24 protein-coding genes and 2 tRNA genes are annotated in these 24,379 nt (G+C 42.9%); 19 read left to right on the forward strand and 7 right to left on the reverse strand.

What is annotated here, in order from left to right:
- The first annotated feature begins 3 nt into the window (after positions 1 to 3).
- From gcvPB to IKL48_05020, 8 genes are all read left to right on the forward strand, one after another.
- Complete coding sequence (gene gcvPB / locus IKL48_04985) at positions 4 to 1,440, forward strand: aminomethyl-transferring glycine dehydrogenase subunit GcvPB (protein MBR3604012.1); 1,437 nt, start codon at positions 4 to 6, stop codon at positions 1,438 to 1,440.
- Between the two features lie 37 nt (positions 1,441 to 1,477).
- Positions 1,478 to 2,170, forward strand: coding sequence for a hypothetical protein (locus IKL48_04990; protein MBR3604013.1), 693 nt, complete (start codon positions 1,478 to 1,480; stop codon positions 2,168 to 2,170).
- Positions 2,170 to 2,859, forward strand: a complete 690-nt coding sequence (locus IKL48_04995; protein ID MBR3604014.1) for a hypothetical protein — start codon at positions 2,170 to 2,172, stop codon at positions 2,857 to 2,859. The genes IKL48_04990 and IKL48_04995 overlap by 1 nt, the downstream gene beginning before the upstream one ends.
- A gap of 6 nt (positions 2,860 to 2,865) precedes the next feature.
- On the forward strand, positions 2,866 to 5,181 hold the full coding sequence (locus tag IKL48_05000; protein MBR3604015.1) for a hypothetical protein: 2,316 nt from the start codon (positions 2,866 to 2,868) through the stop codon (positions 5,179 to 5,181).
- Positions 5,168 to 5,755 (forward strand): hypothetical protein, encoded by a 588-nt coding sequence (locus tag IKL48_05005; protein ID MBR3604016.1) that lies wholly within the window; start codon positions 5,168 to 5,170, stop codon positions 5,753 to 5,755. Before IKL48_05000 ends, IKL48_05005 begins: the two co-directional genes overlap by 14 nt.
- The gene (locus IKL48_05010; protein MBR3604017.1) at positions 5,755 to 6,927 is read left to right on the forward strand and encodes a class I SAM-dependent rRNA methyltransferase; all 1,173 of its coding nucleotides are present in this window, start codon (positions 5,755 to 5,757) and stop codon (positions 6,925 to 6,927) included. Before IKL48_05005 ends, IKL48_05010 begins: the two co-directional genes overlap by 1 nt.
- 287 nt (positions 6,928 to 7,214) lie before the next feature.
- Entirely contained in the window at positions 7,215 to 7,685 is a 471-nt protein-coding gene (locus IKL48_05015) for a prepilin-type N-terminal cleavage/methylation domain-containing protein (protein ID MBR3604018.1), read from the forward strand.
- 57 nt (positions 7,686 to 7,742) lie between these two features.
- Positions 7,743 to 7,814: transfer RNA gene (locus IKL48_05020), tRNA-Phe, on the forward strand.
- A 27-nt stretch (positions 7,815 to 7,841) separates the two neighbouring features.
- Here IKL48_05020 and IKL48_05025 read toward each other — a convergent pair.
- Positions 7,842 to 8,282 carry a GAF domain-containing protein gene (locus IKL48_05025; protein MBR3604019.1) on the reverse strand — a complete coding sequence of 147 codons (441 nt, stop codon included), beginning with the start codon at positions 8,280 to 8,282 and terminating at the stop codon, positions 7,842 to 7,844.
- A 93-nt stretch (positions 8,283 to 8,375) separates the two neighbouring features.
- Between IKL48_05025 and IKL48_05030 the strand changes: the two genes are divergently transcribed.
- From IKL48_05030 to IKL48_05045, 4 genes are read left to right on the forward strand one after another with little or no spacing between them, the layout of a single operon-like run.
- The gene (locus IKL48_05030) at positions 8,376 to 8,582 is read left to right on the forward strand and encodes a 4Fe-4S binding protein (protein ID MBR3604020.1); all 207 of its coding nucleotides are present in this window, start codon (positions 8,376 to 8,378) and stop codon (positions 8,580 to 8,582) included.
- Between the two features lie 13 nt (positions 8,583 to 8,595).
- Positions 8,596 to 9,759 carry a 3-methyl-2-oxobutanoate dehydrogenase subunit VorB gene (gene vorB / locus IKL48_05035; protein MBR3604021.1) on the forward strand — a complete coding sequence of 388 codons (1,164 nt, stop codon included), beginning with the start codon at positions 8,596 to 8,598 and terminating at the stop codon, positions 9,757 to 9,759.
- 1 nt (position 9,760) lies between these two features.
- Positions 9,761 to 10,504, forward strand: a complete 744-nt coding sequence (locus IKL48_05040; GenBank protein MBR3604022.1) for a 2-oxoglutarate oxidoreductase — start codon at positions 9,761 to 9,763, stop codon at positions 10,502 to 10,504.
- On the forward strand, positions 10,504 to 11,040 hold the full coding sequence (locus IKL48_05045) for a 2-oxoacid:acceptor oxidoreductase family protein (protein MBR3604023.1): 537 nt from the start codon (positions 10,504 to 10,506) through the stop codon (positions 11,038 to 11,040). Before IKL48_05040 ends, IKL48_05045 begins: the two co-directional genes overlap by 1 nt.
- Positions 11,041 to 11,086: 46 nt before the next feature.
- Here IKL48_05045 and IKL48_05050 read toward each other — a convergent pair whose 3' ends face one another.
- Complete coding sequence (locus tag IKL48_05050; GenBank protein MBR3604024.1) at positions 11,087 to 12,316, reverse strand: MFS transporter; 1,230 nt, start codon at positions 12,314 to 12,316, stop codon at positions 11,087 to 11,089.
- Positions 12,317 to 12,424: 108 nt separating this feature from the next.
- Here IKL48_05050 and IKL48_05055 point away from each other — a divergent pair, with 108 nt between their 5' ends.
- Both IKL48_05055 and IKL48_05060 read left to right on the forward strand, forming a co-directional pair.
- Positions 12,425 to 13,066 carry an SMI1/KNR4 family protein gene (locus tag IKL48_05055; protein MBR3604025.1) on the forward strand — a complete coding sequence of 214 codons (642 nt, stop codon included), beginning with the start codon at positions 12,425 to 12,427 and terminating at the stop codon, positions 13,064 to 13,066.
- Between the two features lie 12 nt (positions 13,067 to 13,078).
- Positions 13,079 to 13,525: a type II secretion system protein gene (locus IKL48_05060; GenBank protein ID MBR3604026.1), complete on the forward strand. Its 447-nt coding sequence runs from the start codon at positions 13,079 to 13,081 to the stop codon at positions 13,523 to 13,525.
- 40 nt (positions 13,526 to 13,565) lie between these two features.
- Here the strand turns inward: IKL48_05060 and IKL48_05065 are convergent, their stop codons facing one another.
- The 4 genes from IKL48_05065 to IKL48_05080 all read right to left on the reverse strand — a co-directional run bounded on the left by IKL48_05065 (position 13,566) and on the right by IKL48_05080 (position 17,985).
- Positions 13,566 to 14,027, reverse strand: a complete 462-nt coding sequence (locus IKL48_05065; protein MBR3604027.1) for a tRNA (cytidine(34)-2'-O)-methyltransferase — start codon at positions 14,025 to 14,027, stop codon at positions 13,566 to 13,568.
- 142 nt (positions 14,028 to 14,169) lie between these two features.
- Positions 14,170 to 16,728, reverse strand: coding sequence for an alpha-glucan family phosphorylase (gene glgP, locus IKL48_05070; GenBank protein MBR3604028.1), 2,559 nt, complete (start codon positions 16,726 to 16,728; stop codon positions 14,170 to 14,172).
- A 54-nt stretch (positions 16,729 to 16,782) separates the two neighbouring features.
- A complete protein-coding gene (locus IKL48_05075; GenBank protein MBR3604029.1) occupies positions 16,783 to 17,841 on the reverse strand; it encodes a DUF1646 family protein in 1,059 nt (352 codons plus the stop codon).
- Between the two features lie 70 nt (positions 17,842 to 17,911).
- Positions 17,912 to 17,985, reverse strand: a tRNA-Glu gene (locus IKL48_05080).
- A gap of 136 nt (positions 17,986 to 18,121) precedes the next feature.
- On the opposite strand from IKL48_05080, the gene ychF reads away from it, so the two are divergent.
- The 4 genes from ychF to IKL48_05100 are packed head-to-tail and all read left to right on the forward strand — an operon-like array spanning position 18,122 to position 23,497.
- Positions 18,122 to 19,201, forward strand: a complete 1,080-nt coding sequence (ychF, locus tag IKL48_05085) for a redox-regulated ATPase YchF (GenBank protein MBR3604030.1) — start codon at positions 18,122 to 18,124, stop codon at positions 19,199 to 19,201.
- Positions 19,194 to 20,414 carry a 23S rRNA (uracil(1939)-C(5))-methyltransferase RlmD gene (gene rlmD, locus IKL48_05090; GenBank protein MBR3604031.1) on the forward strand — a complete coding sequence of 407 codons (1,221 nt, stop codon included), beginning with the start codon at positions 19,194 to 19,196 and terminating at the stop codon, positions 20,412 to 20,414. The genes ychF and rlmD overlap by 8 nt, the downstream gene beginning before the upstream one ends.
- Before the next feature lie 9 nt (positions 20,415 to 20,423).
- Entirely contained in the window at positions 20,424 to 20,981 is a 558-nt protein-coding gene (locus IKL48_05095; protein MBR3604032.1) for an RDD family protein, read from the forward strand.
- On the forward strand, positions 20,978 to 23,497 hold the full coding sequence (locus IKL48_05100) for a UvrD-helicase domain-containing protein (GenBank protein MBR3604033.1): 2,520 nt from the start codon (positions 20,978 to 20,980) through the stop codon (positions 23,495 to 23,497). The genes IKL48_05095 and IKL48_05100 overlap by 4 nt, the downstream gene beginning before the upstream one ends.
- 66 nt (positions 23,498 to 23,563) lie before the next feature.
- Here the strand turns inward: IKL48_05100 and IKL48_05105 are convergent, their stop codons facing one another.
- Positions 23,564 to 23,926, reverse strand: coding sequence for a hypothetical protein (locus IKL48_05105; GenBank protein MBR3604034.1), 363 nt, complete (start codon positions 23,924 to 23,926; stop codon positions 23,564 to 23,566).
- Between the two features lie 171 nt (positions 23,927 to 24,097).
- On the opposite strand from IKL48_05105, the gene IKL48_05110 reads away from it, so the two are divergent.
- On the forward strand, positions 24,098 to 24,379 hold the full coding sequence (locus IKL48_05110) for an aspartyl/glutamyl-tRNA amidotransferase subunit C (GenBank protein ID MBR3604035.1): 282 nt from the start codon (positions 24,098 to 24,100) through the stop codon (positions 24,377 to 24,379).

Raw genomic sequence — 24,379 nt, forward strand, 5'->3', positions numbered from 1 at the left:
ATCATGAAAAAAAATACCTTAAGCATAGAAAAATCCGTTGTGGGGCGTCGTGGAATACGCTTTGAAAAAGCTGCCCTTGCTCCCCAAGATATCCTGCCAAAAGAACTTTTGCGTCAACACGCACCGAGACTGCCCGAAATGAGCGAATTGGATACAGTGCGCCACTTTACCAATCTTTCCCGACAGAACTATTGTTTGGATAGCCACTTTTATCCTTTGGGGTCTTGTACGATGAAATACAATCCCAAATCTTATGATGTTTTAAGCAGTCTGGAGGGCTTTGCTACGGCACATCCTTTTGCTCCGCAAACGGGGCTGCAGGGCACGTTGGAACTGCTGTATAACTTGCAAGAGTTGCTCAAAGAAGTGACGGGCCTGTCCGCTTTTACCTTACAGCCGGCTGCTGGCGCACATGGCGAATTGACGGGCATTTTGACGGCCAAAGCCTATTTTCAGGCACGTGGAGAACATCAACGTACGGAAGTCGTTGTCCCTGATACCGCACACGGCACCAACCCTGCCACCTCTAATATGGCAGGATATAAAGTTATAAATATCAAGTCCGGTGCTGATGGGTGTGTGGACAAGGAAGCATTGAAGAATGTTTTGTCTGAAAAAACGGCGGTAGTGATGCTGACCGTACCCAATACGGTGGGCCTTTTTGAAAAAGATATTTGCCAAATTGCCGAAATGGTGCATGCAGCAGGTGCTTTGCTCTATATGGACGGGGCCAATTTCAATGCCATTATGGGTGTGGCTAAACCGGCTTTATTTGGGGTAGATATGATGCATCTTAATTTGCATAAGAGTTTTGCCGCCCCTCATGGAGGCGGTGGACCCGGTTCCGGTCCGGTAGGAGTGGCAGCCCATTTGGCTGAGTTCTTGCCTAAGCCAACGGTGATGAAAAAAGACGGAAAATTTGTTTTGCAGGAAAATATGCCACGTTCTTTAGGCAAAGTCAAAGCCTTTTACGGTAATATTGCCGTATGCATCAGGGCTTATTGTTTCTTGCGTCAATACGATGAAAAGACGCTTCATCAAGTGGCCGAACAAGCGGTGTTAAATGCCAATTATATCCGCGTGCTATTAAGGGACTATTTCCCTGCATTTTTTGATGCTCCCTGCATGCATGAATGTGTGCTGACTTTGCAAAAAGACAAGATGAACGGCATTCGTACGGCGGATATTGCCAAACGATTGTTGGATTACGGTTTTTACGCACCGACCATTTATTTTCCGCTCATTGTACCGGAGGCCATGATGATTGAGCCGACGGAGACGGAAAATAAAGAAATGTTGGATTTATTTGCAGAAGCGATGAAAGCCATTTTTGCAGAAATCGTTTCTCAACCGCAAATCGTGCATGATGCTCCGCTACAACAACCCGTCAAACGCATTGATGAGGTAAGTGCAGCACGCGAGCCTAATCTGCGCTGGTAATTTAGAACGGCGCGGCGATAAACCGCGCCGATTTTTTATGGCTGATAACTTATTAACTCCCGCTTTAGATGTATATGAACAAATGGCCTTAGATGAGGTATTGGTGCATGCGTCACTGCAGGGGCCGGTGTTGCGTTTTTACCATTGGAAAGAAGGACCGGCGGTGACATTTGGCTATGCTCAATTTTATCAAGAAGTGTCTAAGCAATGCTTTGCTACAGCAGGTCCGTTGTGTCGCCGTCCTACCGGTGGGGGAGTGGTGTTTCATGGGGAAGATTTAACTTTTAGTTTGGTGTTTGAAAGCAAGTGGTCCCGCCCAAAAGAAATTTATGCACAGTTGCATAGCAGTATTGAAAATATACTTTTACAAAAAGCCTCTTTTTTCAGCAGCCGTCAAGAAGCGGTAGATTGCCAAGCATATGCTCCCAGTCATCAAGGAAAGGCGATGGGTTGCTTTGCAAATCCGGTGGAGGACGATTTGCTGGCTGGTGGCAGGAAAATTTTAGGCGGCGCTATTCGTCGATTTGGCAACAAAGTTCTTTATCAAGGTTCTTTGCAATGTGAGCAAGCCCGAACAAAGCCGATATTTAGGCATTGTGTGGCAGAAGCAATAGGAAAGGCATTAAATGTTTCTTTTCGGATCAATCCTGTTTCTTCGGATATTTTACAACAAAGTAAACAATTGTCCGAACAACAATACCGCACTAAAAATTGGAATCAAAAATTTTAATGAAAAATTTTATTAAATTTCTTTTGGCTATTGTTTTACTGCCGCTTGCTTTTTTTGCGGTGGCGGAAGTTTTTGGTGTTTGTTGGCATGTTTTTGCCGATTTGCAAAATACCGTCGGCTTTTTAAGCGGAGCCACTTTATACGCTGTGATTCATTTTTCAATCTATAAATTTGAACGGATGTATGTTTTTGGCCATGAGACGACGCATGCGGTGGCGGCGATGTTCTTTGGGTTTAGAGTTCATGATATGTCTGTAAAAAAAGACAGCGGTCACGTAAAAATGGATCGTTGCAATGCCGCAGTGGTGTTGGCCCCTTATTTTGTTCCGTTTTATGCCGTTATTGTGGGCCTTATTTATGTAGGGTGTGGGCTTTTTTGGCCGGTAGAGCAGTATCGTTCAATTTTTATTTTTATGGTAGGGTTTTTTATGGCATTTCATGGGGTGCAAACGTGCAAGACCCTGTGGGAAACGCAGCAACCGGATTTAAAAATGGCGGGTGGAAATATTTTTTCTATTGTAATTATTATTCTGTGTAATATGCTGGTGCTGGCTTTGGTTTTGAAATGTTTATTTCCGCAAAGGGTCGAACTTTTGGAAATGCTGCGCGGAATGATTAACAGTACCTATAATTTGTGGAAAATTGTGATAAACTATATAGTAGACCTTCTAATAACGGCGCATCGCTAGGATTTTATGAGCAAAAAAGAAAAAAAGCAAAAAAAAGAAAGCGGAAAAAAGCGTTCTAAAATATTTCGTTTTGCCAAAGGAACGATTTCCTTATTTTTCCGCACACTGTTATTTACGGTTATGTTTCTGTTTTTGCTATTAATGGGTTTGTGGATAGCAGCTCAGAAAATGTTTAATGCGCAGCAAATCAGTGAACTTTTGGTCCATCAACTACAAGAATTGTTTGATAGACCGGTGGTGATCACCTCTTTGGATTTAAAGTTTTTAAATACGGTTCAATTAAACGGATTTGCCGTATTGGATACAGAAGTATTGCCGTCAGAGCCGTTTATTGCGGCAGAATCTGTGACCATTCGTTATAAAATACTTCCTTTGTTGGAACATAAATTGATTATTGACGAAGTGACTCTCAATCGGCCACGTATCAGTGTAGTGCGCGGGCCGGACGGCAATTATAATGTGCCGCCGGTGCGTGCGGCAGAAACGCAGAAAAATTTTGTCAGTCAAACCACCGGAGAAAAAATAGATATCAGTATTGAAGATTGGCGTATCCATGACGGTGTGCTTAGTTATAAAGATTTAGGGCGCGGTGTCAGCCATGCGGTGTATGGGTTGGATGTTCACTTCCCTAAATTAAAATTTGATGAATTATCCCGCTTTAGAATGGAAACGGTATTAAGAAATCGCTGGGGAGAAAATATTTCCGATTTGGAAATACGCGGAAACGGACAAGTTAATTTTGCCAATTTTGATTGGAGCAAGTTTGCTCTGCGCAATTTTAAGACGCAGGTGTCTCTGTTTCAAAAACCGGTTAGTTTGACGCTGGATTTGGATAATTTACGTACACCGTTTTTTAATATTTTGCTTTCCGCCCCTGCTTTTGATAATCAGGATTTATCCGTATTTCATAAAAATTTGCCCACGTTTCGGGCTCCGACCAGTAAGATTTCTGCCAGAGGCGTATTGACGGAAGGGTACAGCTTTTTGACCATCAATGAGTTAACAAGTAAGACGGATAATTTGAATTTTACCTTATCAGGAAAGGCCGATTTTTCTGCCAAACCTATTAAAGCAGAATTTAATCTTAAAACTGCTTGGAACGATTTGGCTATACTTAGCAAACGCTGGCCGTCTTTATCGCGTTTTGCGATGAAAGGCAAGGGCGCACTTTCGGCATCTGTCAAAAGAGAAAAAGGGAAGTTCTCTTTACCTTTAGTAGAAATAAGTACTAAAGGAGTTTCCGGAGATTTTTGGGGATTTTTGGTTTCTGAATTAGATGGAAGTTTTGTAGCCAAAAAAGATTTTACGGATTTATATGTCCAAACGACCAACGGACAGGTAAAAGTGGCCGATACTTTGTTTGATGCATTAAAAATGACCGGTTCTTATCGAAAAGGCGATGTATATGCATTTATTTCTTCGGCTCTTTTAAATCAGGTTCCGCTAAAAATGCGCTTGTCTATTGATAATATTAAGAGCAAAAAACGCAATATAGACACTTCCATTTATTTGCAAAATTTTGAACCGATGAAATTTATTGCTACGGTCATGGATTTTGTAGAGGTTATTTTGGAAATTCCCAAAAAGAAACATAAACCTTTACCCGTTCAAACCGGAGATTTGGCTTGGATGCGCAATTTTAGAGATCGTTTACCTCAATTTATGCCTAATTTTTCGGGTACTTTGTTTGCAGATACTTTTACCAGCACTGTTTTGTCCGGAAATCGTTTTAATGCTGAATTTGCCTTTACAAATATGGTGGCCGGTGCAAAAGAACTAAACGGTACTTTAGACATGAAACTTGAAGAAGGCATTATCCATCAAATGGAAAAGTTGGCCGAAGAACAACAAGCCCTCAATATTACTTTTACGCCCTTTATTATGATGCATCGCATGGAAAGAAGCGGAAGTTTTAAAGTAGGGGAAGTATTGAAAGACGTTGCATTTAATGAAATGGCTGGCTCTGTAGACTTTAAAAACGGTACAATGATTATTAACAATGCTTTTACGCAAGGGCCGGTGATATCGGCTGCTGTATCCGGTTGGGTAGATTGGGTGCGTGAAAACTTTGAGTTAGTGATTTGGACGATGTTTACTCCGTCCTCTAAAAAAGGTGGTATCTTGGCGGAAAACTTGACCGATGAGTCTGGCAATCCGGCATTGGCATTTAAGGTTTCTTCTTCTATGTTAAAGCCTAAATTAGAGATGTTGCGTGCCAAAAAAACCAAAGAACAAATAGATACCGCCCGCCGACGGGGATTAAGAACAGATTTTAATAAAAGCCGCGATTTTTTGAAAGGAGAATTCAATGCTAAAAAATAACCTAGACCTCTTGTCACTTTTGCAGGAACATGGAGCCATTGTGGAGGGGCATTTTGTCATGCCTTCCGGCTTTCATAGTCAGACCTACATTCAGACATCACTGCTTTTGCAACACCCTAATTTAGCGCAAAAAATCGCACAGGCTATGTCAGATAAATTCTCTGCCAAAGCCGATGTGGTAATGGCGCTTACTCCGTCTAACTCTGTACTTGCGCAAGAAGTAGCGCGCGTACGCGGGGCTCGGGCTATTTTTGCTTCTCCGGCCGGAGACGGAAAAATGATTTTAAAACATAATTTTGTCATCAAACCCGGTGAAACGGTACTTTTGGTAGATGATGTGACTGTGGGTGGACGCAAAGTATTGCGTGCTGAGGAAATCGTTAAAGCGGCCGGAGCGAAAGTGTTGGGCATTGCTGTTATGGTGGACCGCTCTATGGGTATTTTGCCTTTGGAAATTCCGCTTCGTGCTTTGCTTTCTTACCCTATTCAAACCTTTACGGCTCAGGATTGTCCGTTATGTGCTTCCGGTGTGCCTGTAAATGAAGTAGATGATTTAAACAAGGAACTTAACTGATGATTGAAATCAAATTAAAACCGAAAGAACACCGCCGTATTGCGGCAGGACATTATTGGATTTTTTCTAATGAAATTGACGGGTTGGACACCTCTATCGAGCCGGGCAGTTTGGTGCGTGTATTAGATAGTGATGGCAATTGCGTGGGTACAGGCTTTTTTAATCCGCACAGTTTGATTGCTGTGCGCATGATTCAAAAGGGGCCGGAGGAACTGCCGGAAGATTTCATTTTTCAAAATTTAGATACGGCTTATGAGTATCGCAAAGAAATCGGTGTGCGCAAATACGGCCGTATGTGTTATGGCGAGTCGGACAATATGCCGGGACTTATTGTGGATCGTTATGGCGATGTGCTGGTGGTAGAAATTTTGACTGCCGGTATGGAAAAACAAAAAGAAGCCATTACTGCCGCTCTTAAAAAGATTTTTAAACCCAAAGGTATTTTGTACCGCGCTGATAGCGCTTTTCGCACGTTGGAAGGATTGGGTAATACACCTGAAATTGTGGGAGAAGTGCCCGATACGGTGCTGATTGAAGAAAATAAAGTGAAGTATGAGGTTCCCTTGCGTGTAGGTCAAAAAACAGGTTTTTACTTTGACCAACGTGAAAACCGCGAATTTTTAAAACCGTATTTCAAAGATAAATTAGTGGTGGATTTGTACTCTTATATTGGCTCTTTCGGCATTACGGCCGCTTTAGAAGGGGCTGCTCAAGTGTGGGGGGTGGATTCCTCCGCCGCGGCAGTGGAATTTGCCAATAAAAATGCTGAACTCAACGGTGTAAAAGATTTGGCCGTATTCCGCAGAGACGATGCCGAGCGTATTTTGTCTGCCATGAAGAAAAAGGAACTGCCTGAGCAACCAGATTTTGTGCTTTTGGATCCGCCGGCTTTTGCCAAAAGCCGCAAAAATTTGCCGCAAGCGGTGGGTTTGTATGTGAAGTTGGTTAAGATGGCCTTAGAAGGCTTGGAAACGGGCGGTTATTTGGCCTTTTCCACCTGTTCTCACCACATTTCACGCGAACTGTTTGTAGATATTATCCGTCAAGGCGTCAGTAAATCCGGTAAACGTGCGGTGATGTTGGAACTGCGCGGACAGGCCAAAGACCATCCGGTCCTAATCGGCATGCCGGAGACGGATTACCTGCATTTTGCTTTACTCCAAGTGAGATAAAAGGAGGAAAAAAAGAAGTACTCGCAGTTTTTGCGAAAAATAAAATTTAATCTGTTTTTGGAACCATATTCAGATATGGTGTATGCCGAGTAAAATCGGCACGCAAACAGGCCAAAAACAGTCGTTTTAGGCACAAAGTAAGCGGACTAATTACCCGATTATTTTGTGCCGAGTGTTTGCCGTCCTATGGGCGGCAGACCACGGCTGTTTCTTAAGGGCTACCTGTTTGCGGCTCTGGGAAAACAGCCGTTTTTGTTTTTTGGGGCCCGACAAAAGGAGTGGAAAATATGAAAAAAGGTTTTACGTTGATTGAACTACTGGTTGTTGTTTTGATTATCGGCATTTTGTCGGCAGTTGCTTTGCCGCAATACACCAAAGCAGTCACCAAAACACGCTTTGCCGAAGCAATTACTTTGCTGAAAAGCATTAAAACAGCCAAAGATGTGTGTTTTTTAGAAAAGGAGAATGAATGTTCCGAGTTATCTGAGTTAGATATAGAAGTTCCCAGTGAAACAAAGTATTTTGAATTTTTTGCTTCGGATCCTCAAAGTGGTCTTTTTGGTCCTTCTGTTGGATATAAAAATGAACAAGTTTGTATATGTTATTACGATGAAGAAAATCCTGAAAGCGGTCAAAATGCTAAATTGGTGTTGTCTCAAAATCACGAATGGTCTTGCTCGGATACTCCGGCAAGTTTTGACTATGCTAAACTATTAAATATTCCTGAAGTTTCTGAAGAAGACTGTGGTTGTTGTTAAGAAATTAAAAAGGAATGTTTTCAAACTCATTTATTTTTGTTATAATATATGAGTAATGCCGAGGTAGCTCAGTGGTAGAGCACTGGTCTGAAAAACCAGGTGTCGACAGTTCGATCCTGTCCCTCGGCATTTCTTTTTTTACTATTACCGCGCTTTTTATAAAAGCGCGGTTATTTTTTGTAATTCTTGGCTATCTTGTAAAGAAAATCTGTTTTCAGTCGGAGAATCTATATCCAATACACCCCATATTGCCCCGTCTTTAAATAAAGGCAACACGATTTCACTTTTAGAAGCACTATCACAGGCAATGTGCCCCGCAAATTGATGTACGTCAGGCACAATTAATATTTTTTGTTGAGCCACTGCTGTTCCGCAGACCCCCTTGCCTATTTCGATTTCGGTGCAGGCGGGCTTTCCTTGAAAGGGGCCTAAGCGCAGAATATCGTCATCTAATATATAAAATCCGGCCCAATTAATATCCGGCATATATTGATATAAAAGCGCCGATAAGTTGGCCATGTTGGACAAACGGCCATACTGAGGATTTAATAAAGTTTTTGCATGGGAAAATAATAAATAATAATCTGTTTTTTGCATAAAAATATTTTAACAAATCATCTTTGTTTTTTATTGCATATCTGCCTGTAAAAGACATATACTTTAAGGGAGTCCTTTTCAAGGAGGCATCTTATGCCTAGAATAGAAGTAGATGTAAACCGCTGTAAAGCCTGTTATTTATGTGTGAATGCATGCCCTAAAAAATGCTTGGGTAAATCTACCACCATCAGCAAAAAAGGATATTTCCCCGCTGAAATGCAACGGCCGCAAGATTGCATCGGTTGTACGATGTGCTATATGATGTGCCCCGATGTGGCCATCACGGTAATCAAGGAATAAATTTGAGGATTTTATGACAGAGAAAACTTTAAGAAAAGGCAATGAAGCTTTGGCCGAAGGTGCTATTCGGGCCGGAGCTCGTTTTTTTGCCGGATATCCCATTACTCCGCAAAATGAAGTGCCGGAATATATGTCTGCTCACATGGCAGACGCCGGCGGTGCTTTTGTGCAAGCCGAGAGCGAAGTAGCTGCTATCAACATGGTCTACGGTGCTGCTGCTACCGGTACACGCAGTATGACTTCTTCTTCATCACCTGGTATCAGTTTGAAACAAGAAGGTATTACTTATTTAGCCAGTGCCGATTTGCCCTGTCTGATTGTCAATGTAATGCGCGGTGGACCCGGTTTGGGCAGTATTAACGGAGCGCAGGGGGATTATTTTCAAGCCACTCGCGGTGGCGGTAATGGGGACTATCGTGTCATTGTTTTGGCCCCGAACTCTGTGGAGGAATTGGGTAATTTTCCGAAACTAGGATTTGAATTAGCCGAAAAATACCGCATGCCTTGCATGATTTTAGCAGACGGTATTTTGGGACAAATGATGGAAAGTATGTCTTTTAATTTTGATCCCATTGATCCGAACCGGTTGGGTAAATTGGATTGGGCAGTGGATATTGAAAAGAACGGCCGGCCCAAAAGAAAAGTATTTTCCTATAAAGGCGATAATCTCATCGCTGATGTTGAGCAACGTGCCAAACGCTACGGCTTGATGGAAAAAACAGAAGCTCGCTGGGAAGAAAGAAATGCCGAAGATTGCGATGTTTTATTAGTCGCTTATGGTTTGTCTTCTCGTGCTTGTTTAGAAGCTGTCAACAAAGCCAAAGAAGAAGGGCTGAAGGTAGGGCTTTTCCGCCCGATCACCTTATGGCCTTTTCCGTCCAAACGCTTGGCGGAGTTAGCCGCAAAAACAAAAGCCGTTTTAACAGTGGAACAAAGTTTGGGACAATTGGTGCAAGATGTAAAATTGGCCGTAGGCGGTGCCGCTACAGTATATTTAAATGCATATCCGGCCGGAGGTCAACCGGACGGGAAAAGTATTTTGACGGCTGTTCAATCTTGTCTAAACGGTGAGAAGGAAGGCTTGTTTGACCTGCAGGATCATGCAGGAGATTTTGCTTACAGTTGTGAGCGCGACACGTCTTTGGGTGTGCAAGGCGATTGCAAGGGGGGCAAATAAGATGACTATTTTAGCTAAAAAACCGCAAAGTTTAACCGATATTCCCATGCATTACTGTCCCGGTTGCGGGCATGGTATTGTGCACCGTTTAATGGCAGAAACCTTTGACGAACTAAAAATCGCAGATCGCGTGATTGGTGTAGCACCGGTTGGTTGCGGGGTGTTTGCCGATGATTATTTTGCTTGCGATATGGTGCAGGGAGCGCATGGTCGTGGCCCGGCCATTGCCACAGGCATTAAACGCTCTAAACCGCAAGCGATTGTGTTTTCTTATCAAGGTGATGGAGATTTGGCCTCTATCGGTATGGCCGAAATTGTGCATGCGGCCGTTCGCAGTGAAAATATTACGGTGGTCTTTATCAATAATGCTATTTACGGTATGACCGGCGGTCAAATGGCTCCGACTACATTAGTTGGTCAAGTGGCTACTACCGCTCCTAAAGGACGCGATCCAAAATTGCAAGGTTGGCCGATTAACATGTGCGAAATGCTTTCCCAAATTACCGGTGCTAAGTATTTAGAACGTGTGGCCGTAGATACACCCCAACATGTGATGGCCGCTAAAAAAGCCATTAAAAAGGCTTTTGAAAATCAAGTGAAAGGAGTGGGCTTTTCTATGGTGGAAGTGTTATCTCAGTGTCCTACCAATTGGCATGCCAGCGTAGAGCAAGCCTTAGAATTTGTGCGTACACAAATGATGCCGCAATATCCTTTAGGCGTGTTTAAAAACGAGGAGGCTAAATAATGTACCAAGGAATTAGAATAGCCGGTTTCGGCGGACAAGGGGTTGTTTCAGCCGGTATTTTATTAGCCCAAGCCGGAGTGGAAGACAAGAAAAATGCCAGCTGGTTGCCCTCTTACGGGCCGGAAATGCGCGGCGGTACAGCCAACTGCTCGGTGGTGGTGACTGACGGTGAAGTTTACACTCCTATCGTTTCGGCACCGGATACGGTGATTGTGATGAATGAGCCTTCTTTACCTAAGTTTGAACCGTTGCTGAAAAAAGACGGTGTGTTGATTTTAAACAGCTCGCTTATTAATTCTCGTCCTACTCGGACTGATATCAACGTGTTTTGTGTGCCTTGCAACCAAATTGCTGAAGAATTGGGCATGGCCCGTATTGCCAATTTGGTGGCTTTGGGTGCTTTTATTAAGTTGACAGGAGCGGTAAGCCTGCAAAGTGTGGCTGATGCGATGAAAAAGGTGTATAAACGCGCCAAGCCTGAAATGTTGGAACTGAATAAAAAAGCCTTACAAGCAGGATATGATTTCGTGAAATAAGAAACGAGAACATTTAAAAGCCGCTCTTTTGAGAGCGGCTTTTTTATTATTCAGCACAATCTTCTGCGTAGTAGCGGATTAAACGGCCCTCAGCACGGGCAAATTTGGCGGCATAATACATAAGGATACTAGCAGGCAGCATCACCGCAGAACAACTTAAAACGGCGATTGCAAGGCCAAAAGCATCTGAAATACGGCCTATTAAAGCAGGGGAGATGGCATCGCCCAGCGCATGAATTAAAAAGATGTTCAGTGCAAAAGCCATAGAGCGCACTTTTCTTCCACTTAAAGCCACCAAAGAAGCGCTGATGGGCCCCAGCGGCATAAAGATAAAGGTAATAGCTAAAAAGAACGAAAAAATGGTTAAAGGCAAAGAAGAACTGATGACCCCGATGGCGGCAAAAGGGATAAAAGTGATAAAACTGGCCAAGATAACGATAAAATGGGCGGAATTGGTTTTTTGCAGGAATTTATCAGAAAGTTTTCCTCCGATGAAAGTGCCCAATGCACCGGCCAAAATAACCATTATTCCAAATAATGTGCCCGCTTGTGCAATGCCTAAATCAAAGAAACGGTGGAAGTAAGTCGGCATCCAGGCAGATAGACCGCCTAAAGTAAAAGTTTGCATGGCATGGCCCAAACAGAGCAACAAAAAAGGTGTATTTTTCAGTAGTGTAAAGTACTGAGATAAACCCGGTTTTTTACGCTTTTCCAAATGGCGATGCTCCCGGTCTTTAATGTGGAAGAAAGTCAATAAACCCAGCAAAAAGCCCGGCACCCCCACAATCATAAAGGCTGCTCTCCACCCCCAACCGGCTCCGATAACGGCCCCCAATAAATAGCCTAGCGCACTGCCGGCGGGTAAGGCTAAACCGAAATAAGAAAGGATAGTAGCCCTTTTGTTTTTAGGATATTGTTCCGCCAAAAAAGGTTGGGCAATGGTGGTGAAGCCTCCTTCTCCGATACCGATAAAAGAACGCGTTGTTAAAAGAGAAGTGTAGTTTTGGACAAATCCGCTTAAAAAAGTAGCTCCGCTCCAAATAAGAGCGCTGGAAGCAATCCAATATTGGCGTGGGTGCCTGTCGGCAAAGAAACCTACAATCGGCGCGTAGCACATATACACCACCATAAATACAGAGGCCAAAAAGCCTAATTGAAAATCCGAGATATGCAATTCTTGCTGAATAAGTGGGAAGACGGAAAAAAGCACTTGCCTGTCTATGTAGTTGAACAGGTTGAGAAAAAATAAAATCCAAAAAAGTTTGCGAACGTTCATTTACTTATATTTTATAAAAAACAGCTGTCCGTGTGCTCTCAAAATGAACAGAGAATGCAAAATAATATTGATTTGCTATAATAAAAAAAGATTATGGAGGATATTTTTATGACAACCGAAAACTATGGAATGTGGGACCAATATAAATGGCAGCTTTCTACAAAATTTCCTGCTTTGTTGGAGCAGTTGGCCCCGGGTGCCGATGAAGAAGCTATTAAACGCGCCGAAGCGGAAATGGGTATTTCTTTTCCGGAAAGTTTGAAGAATGTTTATCGCAAAAACAATGGTGAAAAAGATTGTTTTATTTGTGGAGTGTTATTGGGGTTTCCGTTATACAGCTTAGATCAAATGGTACAAGCGTGGAAAGAATGGCAAGCCGTGAAAAAAGATTTGAGCGAAGAAGATTTAAAAGATATAGAAGAATTCGCCACTTCCGTACCCGAAGGGCACATTAAAAAGAATTATGTTAACGCAAAATGGATTCCTCTTTGTGACGATGCCGGCGGTAATCATATCGGGGTGGATTTAGACCCGGACACGGAAGGGAAAGTAGGACAAATTATTACTTTCGGCCGCGATGAAGATGAAAAAATAGTAGTGGCGGAAGATTTAGATGCTTTCTTTTTAAGAATGTGCGGCATTGTGGCCAGCAATCACTTTGCCATAGAAGATTATGAAGGAAACAATGTTATTATTTTAAATGGTCATGCACATTTGATAGACTATTTAAAAGATGAAGAATCTTTATAAGGAAGAAGAAATATGAAAAAAGGATTTACGTTGGTAGAACTTTTAATTGTTATGGTAGTAGTAAGTGTGTTGGCCACGTTGGCGGTATCCAAATACAAGGTGGCAATGGAAAAAGGACGCGGGCTGGAAGGTCTGCATAATGCCGCCGCCATCAGTGATGCTTTGAATGCTTTTTATATTCAAGATGGCAATGTATATAACTGGGAGCGTGTTCCTTGGGCGTTGGATGCGGCAGCTACAACGAAAAGCAAGTATTTTTCTTGTGAAATTAGAGATGGAAATACGAATTTTCAAGATGTTTTGTGTGAAAGGACCACCGGCGCTTATAACCTTTATTTTACGAATGAAGAAGGAGAAACAACAAAGAAGATTTGTACCGGGACGCAAAAATATTGTAAAGCATTAGGTGCCATACAATCTGTGAAGCTTGAATCGGGAGAAACAGGGTGGAGTTTTTAATAAAATAAAAACCCGACTTTAAGTCGGGTTTTTATTTTGTCTATTTGCAATATTTGGTTTGCCGTAAGGCTTCAAAAAGCGTAATAGCGGCCGATGAAGACAAGTTTAAAGAGCGAACGGGGCCCGTCATGGGAATAGTAAACAAACGGTCTTGGTACGTTTGGTAAAACTCTTTAGGAAGACCACAGGATTCTGCACCAAAGCACAAAAAATCCCCATCTTTAAACTGTGCCTGAAAATAACTTTTTTCTCCTTTGGTGGACATAAAAAAAAGTTGTTCTTGAGAAGGGTTATTTTCCTGTAAAAATTCTTCCCATTTTTCATATCTTTTGTAGTCCAAGTTGGGCCAATAGTCCAGCCCCGAACGGCGGATTTCTTTGGACTCTATTTTAAAACCCAACTTTCCTACCAAGTGCAGGCGCGTTCCGGTAGCCACACAGGAACGGCCAATATTGCCGGTATTAAAAGGAATTTCAGGATTTATCAGTACAATGTTTAGCATGCCATGTGTTAAGATTTTTTCAATCTTCGGGGGTCTAAAAATAAGCGGACGAAAGGAAAATATTTTTATGGAAATAACTGTAAAATATCCTTTCGCCCGCTAAATTTTTGGCTGCTTTATCGACAGAAAAAGCAGCGAAGAACTATTCTTCCCAGCGGATAAAGAACGGCGTTAACACATTGGGGATTTTGTCACAAGCAGGCAAAATGCGCAAGACATAGTCTTGGCGACCGCTGTTAAACGGAGAGATTTGCACTTCATAAATATAGGCATCTCCCTCATTTCCTACCACGTGCATATTGACGGCGTTTTCTTTTTCAATTCCGCCCAAAGTACCGCGAGTACCCAAGTAAAGTTCTACTTGTACATCTTCCGGAGCCAAACCGCCTAAAAATACGCGCGCGCGGAAAGTAAGCTGGTCTCCCATCAAAATGGCTTTATCAAAGGCCGGCGTAATATCGGTAATGCTGACGCGATACCAATTTTCCGCAATTTTTTTGCGCCAAGAAGAAACATTGGCTGCTGTTTCACCTTGATTTAAAATTTGGCCAAAGTTGTTGGCTCCTACATAGAATTTCTCGTAATATTCTTTTACCATGCGGTTGGTATTGAAGAAAGGAGCAATTTCCTGAATGGATTTCTTCATCAAAGCCAACCAGGCAGCAGAGAAACCTTTCTCATTTTTAGCATAGTAAGAGGGAGCAATTTCTTGTTCAAGCAAGTTGTACAAGGACTCGGCTTCCACTGCGTCGCGTTCTGCTTCGGAGCCATACTTTTCGGCTCCGCCGATGGACCACCCAAAGTCGCACGGTCCCACTTCGTCCCACCAACCGTCTAAGATAGAAAGCATTAAGGCGCCGTTTAACGCAGCTTTCATGCCGGAGGTGCCGCTGGCTTCCATCGGGCGAATCGGGTTATTAAGCCACACGTCCACGCCTTGCACCATATAACGGGCAATGTTCATATTGTAGTCTTCCACAAATACGATTTTGTTTTTGAAACGCGGGTCGTTTTGGGTTAATCCGTAAATAGTTTTAATGAACTCTTTGCCTGCAGTATCGGCCGGGTGGGCTTTACCGGCAAAGACAAATTGAATCGGGCGCAAGGGATTGTTGATGATTTTATCCAAGCGATCCAAATCTTTAAACAAAAGTGTGGCACGTTTGTACGTGGCAAAGCGGCGTGCAAAGCCAATGGTCAGCACGTCCGGTTTTAAGACATGGCTGGCTTTATTGACCGTCATCACATCAAAGCCCTGACGTTTTAGCTGGCGTTTGATGCGAGTGCGGGCCATATTGATAAGTTTTGCTTTGCGTTGTACGTGAATGTTCCAAATTTCTTCGTCGGGGATTTCATTTACTTTGTCCCACATCGGTTTGTCGGAGGGGTCAAACTCACCCAATTGATTGCCGTTTAATAAGTATTTGCGGAACAAGTCGTTCATTTCGTGAGAAATCCAAGAAGCACTGTGGATACCGTTGGTAATGCTGCCGATGGGTACTTCATTTTCCGGCAAGGTCGGCCACAAATTGGCCCACATTTCGCGGCTTACTTTTCCATGCAATTTGGCTACGCCGTTAGCATAAGCGGTCAAGCGCAAAGCCAAAACGGTCATGCAGAAAGTGGCAGAGTCTTCTTTTTCTTTACCCAAAGCCAAGAATTCATTCCAAGAAATACCCATTGCTTGTGCATAATATTCCATATATTTGCGCACGAGTACAGGATCAAAGTGTTCATTACCTGCGATAACGGGCGTATGGGTGGTAAATACAGAGGATGCCCACACAATCTCACGTGCTTGAGCAAAACTCATTTGGCGTTGGGTCATAATGTCAATGATGCGTTGCAATAAGAGGAAGGCACTGTGCCCTTCGTTAATGTGATAAACGGTGGGATGGAGCCCCATTGCATTTAAAGCCTTTACACCGCCGATGCCCAAAACAATTTCCTGACGGATACGATTTTCACGATCGCCACCGTACAATTTTTCGGTGATTAAGCGTTGGGCGGGGGTGTTTTCTTGCAAGTTGGTGTCTAATAAGTATAAATCTGTACGACCCACTTTTACACGCCAGACACAGGCTTTTACGGTTTCGTTAAAACCTAACGGAATATCCACTACGATTTCGTGCCCGTTTTGGTCTAACACATGCTCTACAGCCATGTGGGCCCAATCGTTATCGGGGAATTCTTCGTTTTGCCAACCTTCGCGGTTTAAGAGTTGTTGACCATAGCCTTTTTTATAGAAAAGACCAACGCCAATGATGGGAAGGCCCAAGTCGCTGGCGGATTTAATATGATCTCCGGCCAACATACCCAAGCCGCCAGAATAAATGGGCAAACCTTCACCAATACCGTACTCCATAGAGAAATAGGCTGCCAACATATCGCCCTGTTCTTGCTTGTGTTGTTTGTACCAGGTATTGGAATTGTTTTTGTAGTTATAATAAATTTCTTTTACTTTGTTGACTTGTTCTACAAAAGCAGGGTCTTTGCTTAATTCTTCAAATCTTTTTTGAGGAACGCACCCGAGCATCCATTTGGGGTTGCGGTTGGAGTCGTTCCATAATTTGGCATCAATTTGTACAAAAAGCATGATGGCCGGCCAGTTCCAAGTGAACCACATATTATTGGCTAGTTCTTCTAAGAACTTGATATTTTCCGGCAAATTGGGTTGTACGTTGAAAGAATGAATTTTCATGTATTCTCCTTTTAAAGTGTATTTCCTCAATATTATATTAAAAATAGGAAATCATTACAGAATGATGGTCAAAGCAATGAAATAACCCACCATGAGGACAACCCCCAAAGGTAAAGCGGCTTTAGCCCATTCTTTACTTTTAATTTTGAGTTTAGAAGCACAAATAATGTTGGGGATATTGCCAGGGATTAACATACCGCCGGAAATAATTAAACTCAGTAAAAGGAACATTAAGTTGCGCAAAGAAATGTCGGGTGTGATTTCAATAGCAGCCAAGGTTGCATTATCTAAAATAGCGGAAAGCATATTGATAAAATACAAAACATTGGAAGACAAGTGAGAAATGGTTTTTTCAGCCAGCGGCTTCAAGCCATCACCCAACATAACCAAAGCCATCACGAAAAGATATACTTTGGCAGCGCGTACAAAGATATTTTTGATGCTGTGTTCTGTGACGGATACTTCTTTTTTGGATTCGATGTTTTCTTTTTGTTCTTCACATTTAATGCGAGAGGCTAAAACAGCTAATAAGACGTTGCCGGCTAATACGTACCATCCCAAATGTTCTACTAAAAACCAGAAACCGGCATTATAGGGTTCTCCCTTGAGTTTGGAAAGAACAATCGTTCCCAAAGGTTCTCCGATAGAGGTGAGCACCGCGCCCATACCGATGGCATAACAACAATAAACAACCAATTGAATGCGGGCTTTGCGTTGCAAGGGAAGTAAAAGGACAATTTCAGACAAAATAAGTGCAGCGATGATGGCGGTAATCAAACTAGAGGTTATACCCAATAAGAAAACAGTCAAAGCCATCGTGGCGCGCAAGCCGATGAAAGCAACGGTTTTATGTGTAAGAATTTGCAACAGTTTGTGGCTGAATTTAAATAAAAGACCGGCCACAAAAACGGCAACAGTAATAGTGATAGGGTCTTCTAAAGCAGTTGTAATCAGGTGCCAACTCCAACTGTTGGTGACGGTGACGGCAAAAGCACCACAGCAGAAAAGGAAAACTTCCAAATTTTCCTCTACCTTATGTACGGACAAAGGTAAGACCAACACTAATAAAATTAGTGCGTAAAGCAAGACATTTTGTAATACAGACAGTTCCATTTTATTTCTCCATTCAACAAAAAAACCCGGTAAAACCGGGTTAAAAACCCTAATTTGTAGGGTAAAAGAACGTCCCGTACGAGATTCGAACTCGTGATCTCCGCCTTGAGAGGGCGGCGTCCTGGGCCGCTAGACGAACGGGACTGAACACTTATATTTTAGCAAATTATGACAAAAGATGAATAGTAAAAGAAAAAAATGGCTCCACGCGGCAGGGCTTTTTATGTTTTAAAATGGTAAAATAGATATATATCTTGAAGTTTTATTCCTACCTAAGGAGATTTTCATGGAAATTGGTATCGTAGGACTGCCCAATGTAGGCAAATCCACCCTTTTTAATGCACTTACTTGTGCCGGCGCAGAAGCCAGCAATTATCCTTTTTGTACCATTGAGCCCAATGTGGGTATCGTGGCTATTCCGGACAAACGGTTGGACCAATTGTTTGATATGTTTAAACCTCCCAAGAAAACGGCTGCTTTTATCAAATTCGTAGATATTGCCGGTATTGTAAAAGGGGCCAGCCAAGGAGAGGGACTGGGCAATAAATTTTTGGCCAATATTCGTGAAGTGGACGCCATTATTCATGTGGTGCGTTTGTTTGAAGACGAAAATGTCACCCATGTTATGAACTCTGTAGATCCTTTGCGCGATATTGAGGTCATCAATACGGAACTTATGTTGGCTGATTTGGAATCTGCCAGCAAAATTTGCGATCGTTTAGGCAGTAATGCCAAAAGCGGCAAGAAAGAAGCAGTGGCTGCCTTTGAAACCATGAAAAAAATCAAAGCCGCATTGGAAGATGGAAAACCGGTGTCTGCTTTGGGCTTAGAACCGGAAGTCTTGCGCGAATATCAATTTTTAACGGCAAAACCCGTTTTGTATGTGGGGAATAACTCTGAAACGCGCAACGTGGCCAATGCTGAAAAAGTGGCCCAATATGCCCAAGAAACCAATGCCGGATTTGTGGAACTTTCCGTAAAATTTGAAGCCGACATTGCCGAATTTTCTGAAGAAGAAAAGAAAGCCTTTTTAGCCGAAACCGGCAATGATTACACCGGTTTGGAGCGTGTGGTGCGCGAAGGCATGAAATTGTTAAACCTTTGTACCTATTTTACGGCAGGGCCGGAAGTGGAAGTGCGCAGTTGGCTGATTCCTGTAGGTTGTACCGCTCCTCAAGCGGCGGGAAAAATCCACAGTGATTTTGAAAAAGGTTTTATTCGCGCCGACGTTTATACTTTTGACGATTTGGCTAAATACGGTGATGAAAAGTCTTTGCGTGAGCATGGGCTGATTCGCTCTGAAGGAAAAGAATATATTGTAAAGGACGGCGATGTCTGCCTGTTTAAAGTCAATGCCTAAGATTACTTGCAAACATTTCAAACAATGCGGCGGTTGCGCCATGTTGGATTTGGCTTATGAAGATCAAGTAGCCAAAAAACAAGAACGTTTAAAAGAAATTTTAAAAGATTTTTGGTCTGCGGATATCCCCGCTACCAAAACGGACAATCCCGTTTTCTTTCGCAATAAAGTGGAGTTGGGCTTTTGCCGTCAGCCCATTTGGAAAGAGCCTTTTGATAAAAAAGTAAAGCGCGATAAAACCGTTCCGTTGGAGTTTGAGCAAACTTTGGGTTTTAAACTCAAAGGCCGTTGGGACCGCGCAGTAGATATTGAGCAATGTTATCTTTTTGATGAGCATTTAATTCCGCTTTTGCAAGCGGTACGCGCATGGGCCCAAGCGGAAAATTTGGAGTATTACGATCACCGTAAACATACGGGTATATTGCGCCATATTATGTTGCGCGTGGGAAAAAATACCGGTGAGGCGATTGTAGTCTTGTTTGTGACGGACGACGTGCCCGAAAAAAGTTTTGTAAATGCGGTAGAAAGCGTTTGGCCTGAAGCGAATATTATGATAGCGGTCAATACTGGCTTAGCCGATACGGCCGCACCGGAAAGTTTGCGCGTATTGAAAGGGAAAGACTTTATCAGTGAAAAAATTATTTTATCTTCTCCCGCCGGCAAACAAGAGCGTGAAGTGACGTTTAAACTTTCTCCGCAGTCTTTCTTTCAAACCAATACGTTATCTGCACAGAAGATGTACTCTCGCGTGCGGGCTTTGGTCAAAGAAATTTCCCCCAAAGTGATTTATGATTTGTATGGCGGAGCGGGCAGTTTTTCACTTTCTTGTGCCGATTTGTGCGAAAAAAGCCTGTGTGTGGAGTCTGTAGCACCGGCTATTTACAACGGTATTGAAAACGCCAAAATCAATGACGTCAAAAACGTGCAATTTTTCTGCGCTAAAGTAGAAGATTTTGTAAAGCAACAACCGTTGGAACGCAAAGACGTGCTGATTATTTTGGACCCTCCTCGCTCGGGCATGCACCCCAAAGCAGCCAAAGCGGTGGCCGAATCTGGCGTAAAAAATATATTGTATATTTCTTGCAATCCCGTCACTTTGGCGGCAGATTTAAAAATCCTGACTCAATATTATGATGTAAAAGATGTGGAAGCCTTTGATTTCTTTCCGCATACGGACCATATTGAAACCTTGGTACAACTGAAACTGAAATAAGAAGGAATTATGCAGAAATCAAATTTTTGGCGGTTATTTGGTGCATATTTGGTCGATTTTGTGCTTACTTTTTTTGCCACTTGGTTAATGTGGAAACTTTTTGAGGCATGTTTCCCTCAAGCATTAATTGGTAAAAATGGCGCTTCTGTGTTTTTTTGTGTTCTTACAATGTGCGCTTTTATTCCTAACTTATCGTATTTTGTGTGGAGTGAATACTTGTGGAAAAAGACTCTTGGGAAGAGAGTGCTGTGTATAGAAGTGCTCGAGGGGAACCGACGGCCATCCGTAAAAAAATTATTGAAAGCATATGGGATAGATTTTTTACTTTCCATTCCTGTGACGACCGCATGTATCATGGTAGGGTTATTTTTGCAAGCTATCATTATTTTTGATCGTCGTATGAATACTCTTGATTATTGCATAATGCTAGGAATCGTACTATTGTTTTTGAGTATGATTGTGTTATATTTTTCCATTTGTGAAAGTGTATGGGGTAAAACCCTCGGTAAAAAACTAATGGATTTGCAAGTGGTGCAAGCTGCCCCTGCTAAAACTAAATTCTTATGACCATACAAGAAGCTTTAAAATCTTTAAATCCGCAGCAACTTTCGGCCGTAGATTACAATGAAGGGCCTTGTTTAATTGTGGCCGGTGCCGGTACGGGTAAAACCAAAACCTTAACCACCAAAATTGCCAAACTTATTCACGATGGGTATGCACCGTACCGCATTTTGGCGGTGACGTTTACCAATAAAGCCGCCCAAGAAATGAGGGATCGTGTGGAAGTTTTAGTGCCGGGTCAAAGCCGCAATGTATGGATTCACACATTCCACTCTTTCGGTGTACGTCTTTTGCGCCAAAACGCAGAAAAATTGGGACTTACGCGTGATTTTGCTATTTATGACGATAATGAACAAAAGAAACTCGTCACCTTGCTTTTAGAACAAATGGGCGTCAAAGACCCTAAAAAAGAAGCAGGTCAAATTGTGAGTTTGATTTCTCGTGCGAAAGACGATTGTATTTCTCCGGAAATGCTTTCCACTTCCGCCACAGCCAGCGGATTAGATTTTAAAATCCGCGCAGCTGAGATTTACAAACGTTATGAGCAAAAACTCAAAGAGGCAGGAGCTTTGGATTTTGGTGATTTGCTCGTTAAAACTTTGCAACTCTTGCGCGATCACCAAGACATTCGGGAGTATTACCAACAGTTTTTCCAATATATTTTAGTCGATGAGTATCAGGATACCAACCATACCCAATACCTCATTACGCGTATGCTCGCTGAAAAGCACCGCAAATTGTGCGTAGTGGGAGACCCTGACCAAAGCATTTATTCTTGGCGTGGTGCGAATATTCGCAATATTTTGGAATTTGAAAAAGATTTTCATGACGCCAAAACCATTACGTTGGAGCAAAACTACCGCTCTACCAAAGTGATTTTGGATGCTTCCAATAAACTGATTGCCAAAAATAGCAAGCGCAAAGAAAAAAGTTTGTTTACAGACAAACAACATGGCGATGACATCGAAGTACATCAATCTGCCACCGAAGGACAAGAGGCCGTATGGGTGGCGCAAAATGTGAAGGCTTTGGTGGGGCAAGGGGGATATTCGCTAAATGAAATAGCCGTTTTTTATCGTACCAATGCGCAGAGTCGTAATTTTGAAGACACATTCCGTCGTTATCAAATCCCCTACCGTTTAATCGGTACGGTACGTTTCTATGACCGTAAAGAAATTAAGGATATCCTGTGTTATGCGCGGCTACTGATTAATCCGCATGACGATATTAGTCTGTTGCGTGTAATCAATACACCGACGCGCGGTTTGGGTAAGACGGCGCAAGAACGCTTGCTTGCGTATGGGCAGACCAACGGACTTTCTTTGTATGGGGCACTAAAAGCAGTGCAAAGTGTGCCGGATTTAACACCGATGGCCAGACGTGCGGCAGTGGAATTTGTACGTTTGGTGGAAGGGTGGCGCGCGGATATGTTTATCGCCACACCTACAGATGTAATGGATAAGATTTTAAAGACGTCCGGTTATACCAAAATGATCGAGGCCGAGATAGAAAAAGACCCCGAAGCCGAAAGTCGTTTGCAAAACTTGGACGAATTGATGAACGCAGTAAAAGAGTATGAAGACCGTTGCGCCAAGTATGACAAAGAGGCCTCTTTATCTGATTTCTTGCAAGAAATTTCTTTGTTAACGGGTACAGATGAAACCCAAGTGGGCGAGGGCGGTGCCGTCACTTTAATGACGGTACACTTGGCCAAAGGGCTTGAGTTTAACGGAGTTTTTGTGACGGGTCTTGAAGAAAATCTATTTCCTTTAGACCGTGATGATAGTGATGAAATGGAAGAAGAACGGCGTTTGTGTTATGTGGCTATGACTCGCGCGCGGGAAAAACTATTCATGACCTATTCGGCCCAACGTCGTAAATACGGTAAAACGTATGAAAATATACCGTCACGTTTTTTGTTTGAGAGCGGGCTTTTGAGTGAAGAAGACCGCGAGCAATTTGAGCAAAGCCAACCCCGCTACGATAATTTTAAAACCAAATACGGCTTGTATGGGCAAGGCGGCGGTTTTTACGGTGGAAGTAAAAATAAAAGCGGCTATCAGGGCAGTACGGGCCGCAGCAACAGTAGTTATAACGGATTTGAGGGTTTTGTCAGCCGTAGCCAATTCCAAAAAAAATATGATGAACACGGCTATGAGGTGCAAGACAATGATTTAGATTATACATCTTCTTCTTACAAGCGTTCTTCAGGTTTAGGTTCTTTGTATGCCAGCGGTTCTTCTTATGGCGGCAGAGGTTTTTCGTCTTCTGACAATCGCCGGCAGTTTCCTACCGGTTCCTCTTACGCCTCCGCCGCACCTAAACAAGAAAAAGGTACTTCCACTACTGCAGGAAATGGCAAGACGGTGGTCGTGGGGGGAAAAGTGAAACATGGGGCCTTTGGCGAAGGAACGATTACGGCAGTGGCCGGTTCAGGCGATAATTGCAAAATTACGGTGGTGTTTAACAATCGCGTAAGCCGGACATTTATGCTCAAGTTTGCTCCGCTGGAAATATTGTAAAAGTTAAACATTACAAAACCCCACGTCATGACGTGGGGTTTTGTTTCGGTAAATCTCCGTCCAGATTTACAAAGCGCTGATTAGAGCCGCCAGACCAGCTAATATTGCACCCCCGAAGAAAATGAATAAGAGAACGGGTATCAATACCGCCAAAACGGTAATCCACCCGAACAAGCCGGCCCAAAATGCAGTATTTCTTGCTTCCTCCGTCCGTCCTTGCGCCAGTTGATCTTGTACGCGCAAAGAAAGGATCAGCCCCCCCAACGCCAGCGGAATGGCAAAAAACCCTGTAAAACAAGATAAACACACCGCCACTACAGACAGCGCAAAGTGCGTATTGACGGGCTTGCCATTATGGCAAGCACCGTCCTGCAATTGGTCGTTTACCGGCAAGGCGCCCGGTTGTGTTTTTTTGAAATCTTTGTTCATAGTTTTTTGCCTCCGTATATGTTCAGCGCAACCCTGTGCGGGTTATTTTTTCTTGCCGATATCTTTGTCTTTACCGCATCCACATCCGCATCCCATAACGGCACCTCCTTGATTGGTATAGTCAACTTCAAAATTATTATATAAAATGTAATTTCAAAGGAGTCTTTCAAAATGAGATTAGATGAAAAACACGCCACGACGTGCGCACGCATGGTCAAAATGGCACTAACTGAAAAAGAGGCCCAAAAATATCAGGCCGAACTGCAAGAACTTTTTGCTTGGGTAAAACAACTTTCTGAAGTAGACGTAAGCCAAGTGCAAACGTCTGCTGCCGTACGTGCGGCTTATTTACGTCCGGACGTTGCTGTCACCGATGAGGCTTTGTCTGAACAATTGGTGGGTGCTTTCAGTGCTCAGGAAGGGCACTGTGCTAAAGTGAAGAAGGTGCTTTAA

This window comes from Elusimicrobiaceae bacterium, assembly GCA_017520185.1.
In the GTDB taxonomy this organism is placed as follows: domain Bacteria; phylum Elusimicrobiota; class Elusimicrobia; order Elusimicrobiales; family Elusimicrobiaceae; genus Avelusimicrobium.

Excerpts from the sequence above, each read along its gene's own strand:
- IKL48_05010 (MBR3604017.1), top strand. The coding sequence starts at position 5,755 with ATGATTGAAATCAAATTAAAACCGAAAGAACACCGCCGTATTGCGGCA.
- IKL48_05065 (MBR3604027.1), bottom strand. The coding sequence starts at position 14,027 with ATGCTAAACATTGTACTGATAAATCCTGAAATTCCTTTTAATACCGGC.
- IKL48_05060 (MBR3604026.1), top strand. The coding sequence starts at position 13,079 with ATGAAAAAAGGATTTACGTTGGTAGAACTTTTAATTGTTATGGTAGTA.
- IKL48_04995 (MBR3604014.1), top strand. The coding sequence starts at position 2,170 with ATGAAAAATTTTATTAAATTTCTTTTGGCTATTGTTTTACTGCCGCTT.
- IKL48_05000 (MBR3604015.1), top strand. The coding sequence starts at position 2,866 with ATGAGCAAAAAAGAAAAAAAGCAAAAAAAAGAAAGCGGAAAAAAGCGT.
- IKL48_05095 (MBR3604032.1), top strand. The coding sequence starts at position 20,424 with ATGCAGAAATCAAATTTTTGGCGGTTATTTGGTGCATATTTGGTCGAT.
- glgP (MBR3604028.1), bottom strand. The coding sequence starts at position 16,728 with ATGAAAATTCATTCTTTCAACGTACAACCCAATTTGCCGGAAAATATC.
- rlmD (MBR3604031.1), top strand. The coding sequence starts at position 19,194 with ATGCCTAAGATTACTTGCAAACATTTCAAACAATGCGGCGGTTGCGCC.
- IKL48_05100 (MBR3604033.1), top strand. The coding sequence starts at position 20,978 with ATGACCATACAAGAAGCTTTAAAATCTTTAAATCCGCAGCAACTTTCG.
- IKL48_05025 (MBR3604019.1), bottom strand. The coding sequence starts at position 8,282 with ATGCAAAAAACAGATTATTATTTATTATTTTCCCATGCAAAAACTTTA.
- IKL48_05075 (MBR3604029.1), bottom strand. The coding sequence starts at position 17,841 with ATGGAACTGTCTGTATTACAAAATGTCTTGCTTTACGCACTAATTTTA.
- vorB (MBR3604021.1), top strand. The coding sequence starts at position 8,596 with ATGACAGAGAAAACTTTAAGAAAAGGCAATGAAGCTTTGGCCGAAGGT.
- gcvPB (MBR3604012.1), top strand. The coding sequence starts at position 4 with ATGAAAAAAAATACCTTAAGCATAGAAAAATCCGTTGTGGGGCGTCGT.
- IKL48_05050 (MBR3604024.1), bottom strand. The coding sequence starts at position 12,316 with ATGAACGTTCGCAAACTTTTTTGGATTTTATTTTTTCTCAACCTGTTC.
- IKL48_05055 (MBR3604025.1), top strand. The coding sequence starts at position 12,425 with ATGACAACCGAAAACTATGGAATGTGGGACCAATATAAATGGCAGCTT.
- IKL48_05040 (MBR3604022.1), top strand. The coding sequence starts at position 9,761 with ATGACTATTTTAGCTAAAAAACCGCAAAGTTTAACCGATATTCCCATG.
- IKL48_05030 (MBR3604020.1), top strand. The coding sequence starts at position 8,376 with ATGCCTAGAATAGAAGTAGATGTAAACCGCTGTAAAGCCTGTTATTTA.
- IKL48_05105 (MBR3604034.1), bottom strand. The coding sequence starts at position 23,926 with ATGAACAAAGATTTCAAAAAAACACAACCGGGCGCCTTGCCGGTAAAC.
- IKL48_05005 (MBR3604016.1), top strand. The coding sequence starts at position 5,168 with ATGCTAAAAAATAACCTAGACCTCTTGTCACTTTTGCAGGAACATGGA.
- IKL48_05045 (MBR3604023.1), top strand. The coding sequence starts at position 10,504 with ATGTACCAAGGAATTAGAATAGCCGGTTTCGGCGGACAAGGGGTTGTT.
- IKL48_05015 (MBR3604018.1), top strand. The coding sequence starts at position 7,215 with ATGAAAAAAGGTTTTACGTTGATTGAACTACTGGTTGTTGTTTTGATT.
- IKL48_04990 (MBR3604013.1), top strand. The coding sequence starts at position 1,478 with ATGGCTGATAACTTATTAACTCCCGCTTTAGATGTATATGAACAAATG.
- IKL48_05110 (MBR3604035.1), top strand. The coding sequence starts at position 24,098 with ATGAGATTAGATGAAAAACACGCCACGACGTGCGCACGCATGGTCAAA.